This is a genomic window from Agromyces selenitireducens, assembly GCF_052748465.2.
Genome location: NZ_CM188259.1, coordinates 1,026,059 through 1,038,939, shown reverse-complemented (window position 1 = coordinate 1,038,939; position 12,881 = coordinate 1,026,059). Strand labels below are relative to the sequence as shown.

Sequence of the window (12,881 nt, the reverse complement as noted above, 5' to 3'; positions counted from 1 at the left end):
CCGCTCGCCCCTAGCCCTTCAGGCCCTGGGTCGCCACGCCGTCGACGAGGAACCGCTGGAACACGATGAAGAAGATCAGGATCGGCACGAGCGCCAGGAACGACACCGCGACCGTCGCCCCGTAGTCCGACGTCGACGTCTGGTCGTTGTAGAGGCGCAGCGCGATCGGCAGCGGGTACTGCTCGGGGCTGTTCACGTAGAGCAGCGGGCCGAGGAAGTCGTTCCACGTCCAGATGAACGTGAAGATCGCGCTCGTGATCAGGGCCGGCTTGATCAGCGGCAGGATGATCGAGAAGAACGTCCGCCAGTGGCCGGCGCCGTCGATGCGCGCCGCCTCGTCCATGTCGCGTGGGATGTTGCGGATGAACTGCACGATGAGGAACACGAAGAACGCCTCGGTCGCGAGGAACTTCGGCAGGATCAGCGGCCAGTACGTGTCGATCATGTCGAGCTTCTGGAACATGATGTACTGCGGGATGATCACGACGTGGAACGGCAGCAGCAGCGTGCCGATCATCGCCGCGAACAGGATCCCGACGCCCTTGAACTGCACGCGGGCGAACGCGTACGCCGCGAGCGCCGACGAGAACAGCGTGCCGATCACGGCCATGACCGCGATGAACAGCGAGTTCGCGAAGAACCGCCAGAGCGGGGTGCCCGCGATGCCCTCGAGGACCTTGAAGTAGTTGTCGATCGTGGGGTCGTCGGGCACGAGACCCGGGTTCTGGCCGAACTCGCTCGACGGCTTGAACGTGGCGAACAGCAGCCAGACCAGCGGGTAGAGCACGATCGCGGTCAGGGCGGCGAGCACCACGAACCAGATGATCGTGTTGACGGTCTTGCGCTTGATGCGACGCCGCCCCTGGGTGTCGCCCGGCTGGAGCTCGACCTCGAGGAACTCGGCCCGGGGCTGCTCGATGGTGGAAGTGCTCATCGGTTGTCTCCCGCGTAGTGGACCCACGACTTCTGGGTCTTGAAGAGAATCGCGGCGATGATGGCGACGACGATCACGAGGACCCAGGCCATCGCGGCCGCGTAGCCCATCTGCAGGTCGGCGAAGCCGCGCTTGTAGAGGTAGACCGTGTAGAAGTTCGTCATGCCGGCCGGTCCGCCCGAGCCGTTGGAGATGATGTACGCCGACGCGAACACCTGGAACGCGTTGATCAGCTCGAGCAGCAGGTTGAAGAAGATCACGCTCGAGAGCATCGGGAAGGTCACCGACCGGAACTTGCGGATCGGGCCGGCACCGTCGACCTCGGCGGCCTCGTAGAGCTCCCGCGGCACCTGCTTGAGGCCGGCGAGGAAGATCACCATCGGGGCGCCGAACTGCCACACCGCCAGCAGGATCATCATCGGCAGCACGAGGGCGACGTTGCCGACCCAGCCGCCGAGCTCGATGCCGAAGATGCTGAGCGTGTTGTCGACGGGCCCGTCGGTGGAGAACATCGCGCGCCACACGATCGCGACCGAGACGCTCGCGCCGATCAGCGACGGCGCGTAGAACGAGGAGCGGAAGAAGGTCGAGCCCTTGTCGCGGTAGTTCAGGAGCATCGCGACGGCGAGGGCCGCGGCGAGCTTGATGGGGGTGCCGACCAGCACGTACACGAGCGTGATCTGCACCGACTGGATGTACTGCGGGTCCTCGGTGAACATCCGCACGAAGTTGTCGAGGCCCACCCACTGCGGGTCGGTGAAGAGGTTGTACCGCGTGAAGGCGAGGTACAGCGAGTAGAGCATCGGCCCGAGCGTGAGGCCGACGAAGCCGATCATCCACGGGAGGAGGAACGTGTAGCCCGTCGCCGTCTCCCGGCGGTTCCTGGCCTTCAGTCCGGCTCGCGCCGGGACGTCGGGGCCGCGACGGCCGAAGCGGCGCCTGGTGCCGTCTTCCTCGGCCGTGACGATCGTTCTCGTCAGGGTGCTGGTCACAATGGTTCTCCCGGTTCGGTCCTGAGGGTACTCCGGGTCCGGGCCGCGACGGCCCGGACCCGAGGTGCCGCTACTGGTTCAGGACGACGTCCATCTCGGCGAAGAACTGCTCCACGGCCTCGTCGACGGTGATGGTGCCGTAGCCGAGCTCCTGGCCGATCTGGCGGAACTTCTCCTCGAGGGTGCCGTAGCCGACGATCGGCACGGGCGGGGCGTCGCCGAGGCGGTCGGAGATCGACTCCTCGTAGGCGGCGATCTGCTCGCCCAGCGGGTCGAGCTCGGCGCCGTCGAGCTGGGTCTCCGAGGCGGGGATGCCGCGGTTGGTGCCGAAGGCCTCGCCGACCTCGGGGGCGTTGACGAGGTAGTTCAGCAGGGTGGCGGATGCCTCGGGGTGGTCGGTCGTCGCCGCGATGGAGTGCAGCATCGACGGCTTGAGGTAGAGGTCCTGCGCCCCCTCCTCGGTCACGGGCGGGGCGACGAGGCCGAGCTCGCTGTAGCCCTCACCGAGGTTGCCGAGGTAGCCGGCGCCGAAGTTGTCCCAGGTCAGCTCGCTCGCGGTGAGCGCCGAGTCGAAGCCGGACAGCGGGAACACCTCCTCGAGTCGCTGCTGGCCGATGACCGAGCCGTCGGTGCGGATCTCGTCACCCTGCGACCAGAAGTCCGCGAGGTCCTCCTCGGTGAAGTTCGGCTCGCCCTCGGGGGTGAAGAGATCCTCGCCCGCGGCACGCTGCTGGATCTCGAAGTTCTGGATGCGGCCGGTCCAGTCGGTGCCGCCCCAGAGCTCGACGCCCGCGGCCTCGGCCGCGTCGGTGACCTCGGCCATCCAGTCGTTGTAGTCCTCCCAGGTGCCGCCGGGGAACTCCTCGACGCCGACCTGCTCGAGCAGCGCCGGGTTGGTGTACATGCCCCACGCGTTCGTGGAGGTCGGGATGCCGGTGGTCTCGTCGCCGACGACGCCGATCTGCAGGATGTTCTCGCTGAGCGGCTCGGTGTCGATGATGTTGCCGAGGTACGGCGTGAGGTCGAGCAGCAGCCCGTTCTCGGAGTACTGGCGGAGGTACGAGTAGTCGAACTGCATCACGTCGGGCAGCCCACCGCCGGCCGCCTCGGTCTGGCGCTTCTCCCAGAACTCGGGGAAGCCGAGGAACTGGGTGTTCACCGTGATGTTCGGGTACTCCTCGTTGAACGCGGCGATGGCCTCGTCGTACATCTCGGCGCGCACGTCGTTGCCCCAGAAGGCGAGGTCGAGCGTGACCTCCTCGTCGGGGTCGAACTCGGCGGCGGGCTCGGATCCCCCGCCGGAGCACCCCGTGAGCACGAGCGCGCTGCTCGCTGCGAGCGCGACGCCGGCGAGTGCCGCGCGTCGGGTGCGAATCTTGAACATCGTTGTCCTCCTGGAAACGTCGCTGTCTGCCTGGTGCATCACGCTGGAGTGGGAAAGCGCTTCCCCAAATGTAACGCCAAGTCGGCGATCGGTCAATCGAATGCAGAAAATCGTTTCAACCGATACCGTTTCGAGACGGATGCCACGGCGCCTCCGTCCCCGTCCGGTCCCGTCCCCTCGCGTGACGTCAAGCGCCGACGGCGCCGAGCGGGGCGAGCGGCGCGTCGCGGTCGCAGACGAGCACCCCGTCGACCACGGCGAGCGGTGCGGCGAAGATCGCGCTGCGGCGCGCGGATGCGGCATCCGTCGACCCCAGCTCGGACCCGTCCCAGTGCGGGTGGGTGAAGTAGTAGAGCAGCGCCCGGTCGCCCGCGACGACCACGTCGCCGTGCCGGCCGAACGTCGCGTCGCCGCGGCGACGGCCGGGGGCGCCGAGGATCACGTCGTCGGAGCCGCCCTGCCGGATCCACGAGATCGCGTCGCGCGAGCGGAACACGCCCATGCCGCGCCACTCGTCGACGAGCATCCACCACCAGCCGCCGAGCTCGAACACGTTCGGCCCCTCGTGCGGACGCCCGGCGATCGCCCGCCCCTCGACGCGCCACGACCCCGGCGCGAGGTCCGCGCTCGCGGCGACCCAGGTGGTCGAGTCGTCCGCTTCGTCCTTGAACCACATGCGCCACAGCCCGTCGGGGCAGGGCGTCACGCACGCGTCGATCACGCGGTCGGAGCTCAGCGGCACCTCCCCGACCACCGTCCACCGCGCGAGGTCGTCGCTCACGTACTCGACGATACGGCGCGGATGCCCCTCCCACCGGTCGGGAATGCCGTCGATCACGGTGAGGTACATGCGATACCGCTCGCCGTCGAAGATCACTTCGGGCGCCCAGTGCGTCTGCGCCTGTTCCGGCACCGTCCCGTCGCCGAGGCGCAGGTCGTCGACCGTGCCCGCGTACCGCCAGGCGAGTCCGTCCGCCGAGCGCGCGACGCCGATGCGGCTGCCGTGCACCCACGCGACCCCCGGCTCGTCGACCGATGCACGGCGCTGGGTGTAGAGCATCCACCACTCCCCCGTCGCGTGATGACGGATGACGGTGGGATCCGTCGCGCCGTCGTGCACCGAGTCGTGGAACAGCGCGTCGTCGTCGGGCAGGTCGACTCGGCCGACGGATGCCGCGGCGGCCCCTGACACGGGCGTGGACGCCGGCCCCGCGGCATCCGCTCGCCCGCTCATCGGCGCAGGTCGACGACCGGGCTCTCGAGGCTGCGGCGTCGATCGGCGTCGTCGCGCAGCGTCGCGCGCGTGACCGTGCGGCCGGCTGCCGACGACGAGTAGATCGCCGTGACGATCTCGAACGAGCGTGCGGGGTCGGTCGCCGTGGACGGCAGCGGACCACCGCTGACGAGCGCCCGGTAGATGTCGCGCACGAGCGGGTCGTGGCCGCTGGCCTCCTCGGCGGGCGGCAGCGCCCACCCGTCGACGACGGCCGGGTCGACGCCCGGCGCGGGCGTGATGCGCCAGTGCTCGTGCCCGTGCCCGTAGAGGTGGTCGACCGTGACGGTGGCGAGCTCGGTGTCGATGCGGATCGAGCTCGTCTCGCGCGGCGAGAGCGCGCTCGTGATGACGGATGCCACGACGCCGCTCTCGAACGCGACGGTCGCCGTCGAGACGTCCTCCATCTCGGTCTCGCGCGCGAGCCGCCAGAGCTGCCCGTTCACGCTCGCCCAGTCGCCGAGCAACCACGCGAGCAGGTCGATCTGGTGGATGCCGAGTCCGAGCGTCGGCCCGCCGCCCTCGGTCGCCCACTTGCCCCGCCACGGCACTTCGAAGTAGGCGGGGTCGCGGTACCAGAGCGTCTGGCAGGTCGCGACGAGCGGGCGGCCGAGCGCCGCGGAGTCGAGCAGTCCCTTGATGTGCGCGGCGGCGGTGCCGGTTCGCTGCTGGAACACGACGGCCAGACGACGGTCGTTGCGGTTCGCGGCATCCGTCATCGCGTCGAACTCGTCGAGCGAGAGGGCGGCCGGCTTCTCGCAGATCACGTGCGCACCCGCGTCGAGCGCGGCGATGGCCTGCGAGGCGTGCACTCCGGGCGGGGTGCAGACGTGCAGCACGTCGACGCCGTCGCCGGCGAGGAGCGCGTCGAGCGAATCGGCGACCGCCGGCCCGCCCCAGCGTTCGGCGAACGCCCTCGCGTGGTCGATATCGCGGTCGACGACGGCGACGAGCTCGGCGTCGGGCGTCGCGGCGATCGCCTGCGCGTGCGCATTGGCGATCGCGCCGGTGCCGACGATCGCGGCGCGCAGCGGGGTGGTCGGGGCGGTCATCGGTCTCCTCCGGTGGGGTCGATGGTGGCGTCGATCGAGGTGTCGTAGCGGTGCAGGCGCCCGCACATGCCGAGGGCCGGGGTGCCGGATGCCGCGGCGACGCGCGCCGCGCCGAGCCCCGGGTCGCGCCCGGCCGCGAGCGCGTCGAGGCGCTCGCCGGTCTCGCGGGCGACGGCGAGCGCGCCCGCCTGCCAGCGGGCGCGCCACTCGGGGGCGCGACGCGCCACGAGCGCAGCGGCCTGCTCGTGCAGCCGGGCGAGACGCTCGCGGTCGACCGCGCCGTCGTCCCGGAACAGCGCGCGATACCCCTCGACGGCGAGGTCGCGGCGCGCGACTGCGGCCGCGAGGCGTTCGACGTCGGATGCCTCGTCACCGGGCAGCGCCGCGGCATCCGCATACCGCCCGGGGTCGGCGAGCACGGCGTCGGGGAACGTCATGACGGCGTCGCCGGCTTCGGGGAGCCCGGCGTTCTGCATGATGACGCGCACGTCGAGCCCGCCGTCGTTCACCGCGCGGTGGATGACACCGGGCGCGAACCACACGAGGTCTCCGGGCGCGAGCGCGAGCTCGGCGAACGCGCCGGCGCCGTCGATCGTGTGCAGCCGCCCGCGTCCGCCGACGACGAGGTACGCCTCGGCCGAGACGGTGTGCAGGTGCGGCGTGCCGCCCGCGAGCCCGTCGGCGGCCACGTCGTCGTAGACCTCGAGGGCGCTGACCGAGGTGGCGCCGGGGAACGCGGGGGCGGTCACGAGGCGTCCGAGGTCTCCGCTGCGGTGGGCGCCGGCACGAGCAGCTCGGGAAGGCGCTCCGCGGCGAGTCCGGCCAGCCGCGCGGCCCGCTCGGGGTCGGATGCGCCGTCCGCGATCACGATCCCGTACCGCAGGGTCATCGCCGCACCGGGCTCGACGACGTGCTCGTCGCTGAAGAACGGCGCGGGGCACAGGCACGCGAACTCCTCGCTGCGCGCGAACCACTGCGGCGGGTGCTGCAGGTTGGCGGGGTCGTCGACCAGGACGACGGTGGATGCGGCGTCCGTCTCGTCGTGGCGCCCAGTGAACCCCATCCAGGGCGAGCGGATGCCGCGCAGCTCGTCGCCGCCCGCGACGCCCGGCGCGAGCACGCTGCCGCCCGTGAACGAGCGCGGGCCGCGCCAGAAGAGGCCGCCGTATCCGGCGTTCTCGCGGCCGCGGGTCGTGGGCGAGCCGATCGGGATCGGCCGGTCGGTGGTGTTGGCCATGCGGGTGGCGAAGCCGAGCAGCCACGCATCGTCGGTGATGACGGATGCCGCGAGCGTGCGCTCCTCGTCGAAGATCCGTTCGCCGGTCTGCGTGATCCACTCGAGGAGCTCGACGCAGCGGGCCGTGCCGGGCGCCGACGCCGCGGCATCCTTCGGCTCGAAGCCGACGTGCCGCTGCTCGCCGTTGTTCGGCAGCTGCACGTAGCCCTCACCTCGCACGAAGGTCGGGCCGCCCCAGAAGTTCTCGTCGCCGACGACGGGGAGCGACCACGCGATGCCCTTGTGCCAGACGTGGTCGTGCGGGCGGTAGAGCGAGACGGTCTCGCCGCCGAGCGTGCGGATCGGGCTGAGGTACGGGCGCGGCGACTCGAACGTCGGATGGGCGGGCCGGAAGACGTATTCGGCGAGCACCTCGCCGGCGGCGTGGATCATGATTCGGTCGTCGTCGCGGGCGATCCGGAGGTCGGGCATCGGTCTCCTCGTGTCGTCGTCGATCCGTGGTGCGCGGCGGCCGTCGGGACGTCAGACCGGAAAGCGCTATCCCATCCTACATGGCCGTGGACGTCGTCCGCTGTTCCGGGAGTGCCGGTTCGGCGATGAGCGTGAGCAGGTTGCCGTCGGGATCGACGAGGTGACCCGCCCTGAGCCCCCAGTCCTGCAGGCGCACCTCGTGCAGGCGCGGGAACCCGGTGTCACGGACCGGCACGCCGGCGGCGGCGATGGCCTCGGCCAGCTCGTCGACGTCCGCGACGCGAACCGTGCAGCGGTGCGCGCTCGCAGCGGGATCGAGTTCGGCGAACGGGAAGAACTCCAGCTGGAGCCCACCCCGCCGGAGGATCATCCAGCCGTCGTCTCGGAAGGCGCGCTCGAATCCGAAGCCGGCGTAGAACGCCTCGCTCGTGTCGAGGTCGCGGGACGGCAGGTTCGGCACGGCACGGTCGCGCGGGGTCGAGTCCGACATGACTCGCATTGTGCCCCGGAACGCCGTCCGCGGCCAGGGTTCGCGCGTCACTCCGGCGGGGGCGACGAGGGTTCGGACGCACGGAGGTACGCGTCGAGGAGGCGCATCAGTTCGCCCACTCGCCCGCCGCCGTTCGGCGCGGGGGGATACCGGCGGAGCACCTCGATCACCGCGGGGGGAACCTCGGGGAGCTCCTCCTCCAGGTAGGCCTCACCGACGCCCCGGGCGTCGTCTGCCTCGACCTCGACCGCGCGCGCCGCACGGGCGGCGGACCCGAGGATGTGCTTCACCTGGTCTGGGTGGGCGAGCGGATGCAGGAACGCCGCGCCTGCCGCCGCACTCGCCGCGTGGGCCGCTTCGGAGGCGGCCGGCGTCGCAGCGACCTGGGCCGCACGGAAGGCGCCCCACGCGCTGGTGCGCAGGGCGCTCGTGCGCGTCCCGCCCTCGGCGAATTCGCGCGCCGCGTCGATCGCCTCGCGCGCGCGCTCGTCGCTCGGCACGTCGCGTTCGAAGATCGGCAGCACGGCGCGCGCGCATCGCGCCGCGAAGTCCGTGACCTCGCGGAGATCGTCGTCACTGAGGTCGATCGCATAGGAGTCCCTCATGGGTCCATCCTCACGCACGCAGGCACCCACGAGCGAGGGCGCGGGCTCGAGCGCGGCATCCGTTCGCTGCGTGGGCGCTCTCGAGTGTTCCGGGTCGCGGACGCGGTACCGCAGTACCGACGTACCGGCGCACTCGTCGCGGGACCATCGACCCGCCCGGCCACGCCCGCAATCGCCAGACTCGGCGCATGCCCTCCGCTCGCAACGTCGCGTTGGCCGTGTTCGCTCCGATCGCAGCCGGGGCCCTGGCGCTCCACTGGCTCGGCCGCACCTACGGGTCGACGGTCGAGGAACGACGCGCTCGACTCCCCGGCGACGAGGTCGTCGACCGACCGCAGATCGTGGCGACGCACGCGGCGACGCTCCCGGCACCGCCCGAGCAGATCTGGCCATGGCTGGTTCAGGTCGGCTGGCACCGCGGCGGCTGGTACACCCCGCGCTGGGTCGACGTGCTGCTCTTCCCCGACAACTGGCCGAGTGCGAGCCGCATCCACGCCGAGTTCCAGGATCTGAAGGTCGGCGACGTGATCCCCGACGGGCCACCCGAGTCGGTCTGCGGGTTCACCGTTCGCGAGGCGGAAACGGCCGACCACCTGGTGCTCGAGTCGACGACGCACCTGCCGCTGTCGTGGCGGGAGCGCGACCTGGCCCGCCTGCGCTGGACGTGGAGCTTCCGCCTGAGACCCGTCGACGGCGGCCGCGCGACCCGGCTCGTGTTCAGGTGGCGCGCGCGCACGGCCCCGTGGTGGCTCACGCTCGGGGCGCACGCGTTCATCGTCCCGGCGGACTTCATCATGTCGCGTGGCATGCTGCGCGGTCTGCGCGAACGGGTCGCGGCGTCATCCGAACCCAGTTGAGAACGGATGCCGCTGGGCTGGCCGATTGGTCAGTCCACAATGTATAGTCAGCGCATGCTGACCCTTTCGACCGGACTCGACGTGATGAACCGGCTCGGCCGCGCGATGGCAGACCCGACCCGCTCCCGGATCCTGATGACCCTGCTCGACGGTCCGAGCTACCCGGCGGTGCTCGCCCGCGAACTCGAACTGACCCGGCCGAACGTGTCGAACCACCTCGCGTGCCTGCGCGACTGCGGCATCGTCGTCGCCGAACCCGAGGGTCGCCAGACCCGGTACGAGATCGCCGATCCGCACCTCGCGCACGCGCTCACCTCACTGCTCGAGACCACCCTCGCGGTCGACGAGAACGCGCCCTGCATCGATCCGGCGTGCACCGTCGCCGGATGCTGCATCGAGGGGGTCCGTTGATCGCCACGCTCACTCCCGAGCGCCGCACGACCCTGCACCGCCGCGTGCGCATGATCGTCGCGTTCACCATCGGCTACAACGTGCTCGAGGGCATCATCGCGCTCACGGCCGGCGTCGCGGCATCCTCTGCGGCGCTCATCGGATTCGGACTCGACTCGTTCATCGAGGTGGCCTCGGCCGCGGCGGTGGCCTGGCAGTTCACGCGGCGCGACCCCGAGCGCTGGGAGAAGCCGACGGTGCGCGCGATCGGCATCGCGTTCTTCGCGCTCGCGGCATACGTGACGGTCGACGCGATCATCTCGCTCACCGGCGTCGAACGCGTCGGGCACAGCCCGCTCGGCATCGCCATCACCGTCGCCAGCCTCATCGTGATGCCGCTCCTGGCGTGGATCGAGTTCCGCACCGGCCGCGAGCTCGGGTCGAAGAGCGTGCAGGCGGATGCCACGCAACTGCTGCTCTGCGTCTACCTCTCGGGCACGGTGCTCATCGGGCTGCTGTTGAACTCGCTGTTCGGCTGGTGGTGGGCCGACTCGGTCGCGGCGCTCGTCGTCGCAGCACTCGCCGTGCGCGAGGGCGTCGAGGCCTGGCGGGGCGAGGTGGAGTCGCCGCTCGAGGTGCTCGAGGAGCTCGAGGAGGAGCGGGCCGGCGCCGACTGAGCGGCGCGGCATCGCGGGCGATCCGGGTCAGTTGCGGGCGCACACCATGAGACGGTTCCCGTCGGGGTCGGCGAACTGGATGAATGAGACGCTGCCGATGTCGACGATCTCCCCCAGTCGTGCGACGCCGAGCGACTCCAGGTGTGCGCGTACCGCGACGAGGTCATCGGCCCACCAGAAGAACCGGGGTGGCCCGTCGGCGACGAAATCGGGCTGATTCGCGTCGAGTGCGACGCCGACAGCGCCTTCGGTCCGCAGCTCGCAGATGGTGTCGCCATGCGAGATCCGGCCGCTCGAGCTTCCGAGCAGCGTCGCGTACCATCGAGCCGCCCGAGGCAGCTCGCGCACGGGGATGAAGACCTGGCCGACCCGGCCGGAGATGGGCGACGACGAGGCGGCCCCGCTGTCGTGCGCAGGACGAGCCAGGTCGACGGGCCGATCGCGGCCGGCCACGCGCATCGTCGGCCAGCGCGGGTCGACGGTGAGAACCTCGACGCCCTCGGGACCGATGAGCACCGTGTCCTCGACCTTCGCACCGGGCGCGGTCGGGTTCCAGGCGAACGCCTGTCCGAGCTGCACGATGTCGGAGGCGCCGGGCACGGCGCGCGGGTCGCGGCCGGCGTACCCGGCAGCCCCGCCCTGGTGGTGCTTGCGCCACTCGTCGGGGTCGAACCCGTTCGCGACGTAGCCGGCGGTGCCTGCCGCGAACACATCGCCGAGCGTCGAGCCGGGCACGGTGGCGTCGAGGAATGCTGCCTCGACGTCGAGGATGCGGCGCATGGCATCCGCTTCGCCGGGGTCGGCGGGGCCGAACCGCACCCAGCGGGTGGCGTTCGCGATGAGTCCGTGGCGGCGGCCGCAGACGACGAGCATCGCGCGGTCGCCGACCGGCGAGTCGGTGGGCAGCGGATGCCGGTGGGCCAGCCGCGATCGACCGGCGACGAGCGTCACGAGGGGGTCGATCCCGCGCTCGACGAGATCGGCGGCGAGCCGCGCGGCGACGTCGCGCTCCGTGTCGGATGGTTCCGCGGCGAGCGCGGCATCCGTCAGCGCCTCGGCGACCTGGCTGCAGAGCACCCGGTAGCGGGCGAGCTCGCCCGGCAGCAGCGCGGCTCGGGCGGCGCGGAGGTCGGCCGTGGCATCCGCCTCGTCGAGCGCGTCGAGGCTCGCCGGCACGAGCGGCTCGTGCCACGGCACGCGTACGACATCGAGGTCCGCAGCGTCGCCGAGCTCCTCGACGAGCAGCCGCTCGGCCTCGTTCGCGAACACGCGCACCTCGTCGCGATCCGGCCGCACCACGACCGCGGCGACCGGCTCACCGGCGAGCGAGACATGCGTGCGCGCCCCGTCGAGGTACCAGGCGACCGCCGTGTGCGACCGCAGCACGATCGCGGACGCCCCGCCTCGGTCGAGCAGTTCGAGCACGCGGGCGCGCTTGGCCGGGCGGTCCACGCCGAGAGCGGATGCCGCGGGCGCGAGCCCGCTCACGCGGACACCCCGACCGCCACCGGCGCCGCCGTGCTCTCGCGGGCCTCGAGCCGGGGGCGATACAGCACCGAGTGCTCGACCGGACCGCCGCCGATGAGCGTGCGGAGCCGCGCCCACACCTGGGCGCCGATCTCGGTGCGCGGCACCGACATGCTCGTCAGGCGCGGCGTCGCGAAGCGCGACATGGGCACGTCGTCGAAGCCCGCGACCGACAGATCGCCGGGCACGTCGACGCCGAGCTCGCGCAGCCGAGCGAGCAGGCCGAGCGCGACGAGGTCGTTGAATGCGATGACCGCGGTCACGCCGTCGCGGTGCGCGTCGAGCACGGCGCCTGCGACGGCCTCGCCCTCCTCGGGGCGGGACCCGCCAGGGATGCGGTCGATGCGCACACCCGGATGCATCGCGAGCGCCTCGTCGACGCCGCGTAGGCGCTCGGCGTTCGAGGCGCTCGTCTCCGGCCCCGTCACGTATGCGAGGTGTCGATGTCCGAGCGCCACGAGGTGGTCGACGAGGTCGCGGATGCCGCGCACGTAGTCGACGCCCACGATCGGCACGTCGACGTCGGGCAGCGGGCGGTTCACGACCACGACCGGCGCGACGCGGTCCACGAGGCGGCGGAGGCGCTCCTCGGGCATGCGGGGAGCGCACAGCACGAGCGCGTCGCACCGCTGGCGCGCCTCGATCGCAGTGGACTCCTCGTCGTCGACGCGTTCGGCGGTGTCGGCGACGAGCACGCGGTATCCGTCCGCGGCCGCGGCCAGGCTCAGTCCCTTGAGGATGCCCTGGAACAGCGGGTTCTCGAGGTCGGGCACGACCATCGCCACGGTGGTGTTGCGCCCGCTCACGAGGCTGCGCGCGGTGGCGCTCGGCGCGTACCCGAGTGCCGCGATCGACGCCTGCACGCGGCGGACGATCGCCGGATCGACGCTCTGCCGTCCGTTCAGCACGCGCGACACCGACGCCGGCGAGACGCCGGCGTGCGCGGCGACGTCCGAGATCGTGGTGCCGCGACTGCGTTCGCCCATGCGTGC

General features: G+C 71.6%; 14 protein-coding genes. 3 read left to right on the top strand and 11 right to left on the bottom strand.

Going from position 1 to position 12,881, the window contains the following annotated elements; all coding sequences use genetic code 11:
* Positions 1-10: 10 nt before the first annotated feature.
* From ACULK4_RS04895 to ACULK4_RS04855, 9 genes are all read right to left on the bottom strand, one after another.
* Complete coding sequence (locus ACULK4_RS04895) at positions 11-934, bottom strand: carbohydrate ABC transporter permease (RefSeq protein WP_445965773.1); 924 nt, start codon at positions 932-934, stop codon at positions 11-13.
* The gene (locus ACULK4_RS04890) at positions 931-1,827 is read right to left on the bottom strand and encodes a carbohydrate ABC transporter permease (RefSeq protein ID WP_445965938.1); all 897 of its coding nucleotides are present in this window, start codon (positions 1,825-1,827) and stop codon (positions 931-933) included. Before ACULK4_RS04890 ends, ACULK4_RS04895 begins: the two co-directional genes overlap by 4 nt.
* A 169-nt stretch (positions 1,828-1,996) precedes the next feature.
* On the bottom strand, positions 1,997-3,310 hold the full coding sequence (locus ACULK4_RS04885) for an ABC transporter substrate-binding protein (RefSeq protein ID WP_445965774.1): 1,314 nt from the start codon (positions 3,308-3,310) through the stop codon (positions 1,997-1,999).
* A gap of 187 nt (positions 3,311-3,497) precedes the next feature.
* A complete protein-coding gene (locus tag ACULK4_RS04880; RefSeq protein ID WP_445965775.1) occupies positions 3,498-4,544 on the bottom strand; it encodes a glycoside hydrolase family protein in 1,047 nt (348 codons plus the stop codon).
* Positions 4,541-5,635, bottom strand: coding sequence for a Gfo/Idh/MocA family protein (locus ACULK4_RS04875; RefSeq protein WP_445965776.1), 1,095 nt, complete (start codon positions 5,633-5,635; stop codon positions 4,541-4,543). Before ACULK4_RS04875 ends, ACULK4_RS04880 begins: the two co-directional genes overlap by 4 nt.
* Complete coding sequence (locus tag ACULK4_RS04870; protein WP_445965777.1) at positions 5,632-6,384, bottom strand: cupin domain-containing protein; 753 nt, start codon at positions 6,382-6,384, stop codon at positions 5,632-5,634. Before ACULK4_RS04870 ends, ACULK4_RS04875 begins: the two co-directional genes overlap by 4 nt.
* Complete coding sequence (locus ACULK4_RS04865; protein ID WP_445965778.1) at positions 6,381-7,343, bottom strand: DUF6807 domain-containing protein; 963 nt, start codon at positions 7,341-7,343, stop codon at positions 6,381-6,383. Before ACULK4_RS04865 ends, ACULK4_RS04870 begins: the two co-directional genes overlap by 4 nt.
* 76 nt (positions 7,344-7,419) lie before the next feature.
* Positions 7,420-7,833 carry a bleomycin resistance protein gene (locus ACULK4_RS04860; RefSeq protein WP_445965779.1) on the bottom strand — a complete coding sequence of 138 codons (414 nt, stop codon included), beginning with the start codon at positions 7,831-7,833 and terminating at the stop codon, positions 7,420-7,422.
* Positions 7,834-7,880: 47 nt separating this feature from the next.
* Positions 7,881-8,438 (bottom strand): putative immunity protein, encoded by a 558-nt coding sequence (locus tag ACULK4_RS04855; protein WP_445965780.1) that lies wholly within the window; start codon positions 8,436-8,438, stop codon positions 7,881-7,883.
* Positions 8,439-8,626: 188 nt separating this feature from the next.
* Here ACULK4_RS04855 and ACULK4_RS04850 point away from each other — a divergent pair, with 188 nt between their 5' ends.
* From ACULK4_RS04850 to ACULK4_RS04840, 3 genes are read left to right on the top strand one after another with little or no spacing between them, the layout of a single operon-like run.
* On the top strand, positions 8,627-9,295 hold the full coding sequence (locus tag ACULK4_RS04850) for a hypothetical protein (protein WP_445965781.1): 669 nt from the start codon (positions 8,627-8,629) through the stop codon (positions 9,293-9,295).
* Positions 9,296-9,349: 54 nt separating this feature from the next.
* Complete coding sequence (gene cmtR / locus ACULK4_RS04845) at positions 9,350-9,706, top strand: Cd(II)/Pb(II)-sensing metalloregulatory transcriptional regulator CmtR (protein ID WP_445965782.1); 357 nt, start codon at positions 9,350-9,352, stop codon at positions 9,704-9,706.
* Positions 9,682-10,362, top strand: coding sequence for a cation efflux transmembrane domain-containing protein (locus tag ACULK4_RS04840; protein WP_445965783.1), 681 nt, complete (start codon positions 9,682-9,684; stop codon positions 10,360-10,362). Before cmtR ends, ACULK4_RS04840 begins: the two co-directional genes overlap by 25 nt.
* Before the next feature lie 27 nt (positions 10,363-10,389).
* On the opposite strand, the gene ACULK4_RS04835 is transcribed toward ACULK4_RS04840, so the two are convergent.
* Together ACULK4_RS04835 and ACULK4_RS04830 are read right to left on the bottom strand one after the other, a co-directional pair.
* Positions 10,390-11,850: a M24 family metallopeptidase gene (locus ACULK4_RS04835; RefSeq protein ID WP_445965784.1), complete on the bottom strand. Its 1,461-nt coding sequence runs from the start codon at positions 11,848-11,850 to the stop codon at positions 10,390-10,392.
* Positions 11,847-12,875: a LacI family DNA-binding transcriptional regulator gene (locus tag ACULK4_RS04830; RefSeq protein ID WP_445965785.1), complete on the bottom strand. Its 1,029-nt coding sequence runs from the start codon at positions 12,873-12,875 to the stop codon at positions 11,847-11,849. Before ACULK4_RS04830 ends, ACULK4_RS04835 begins: the two co-directional genes overlap by 4 nt.
* Positions 12,876-12,881 lie beyond the last annotated feature (6 nt).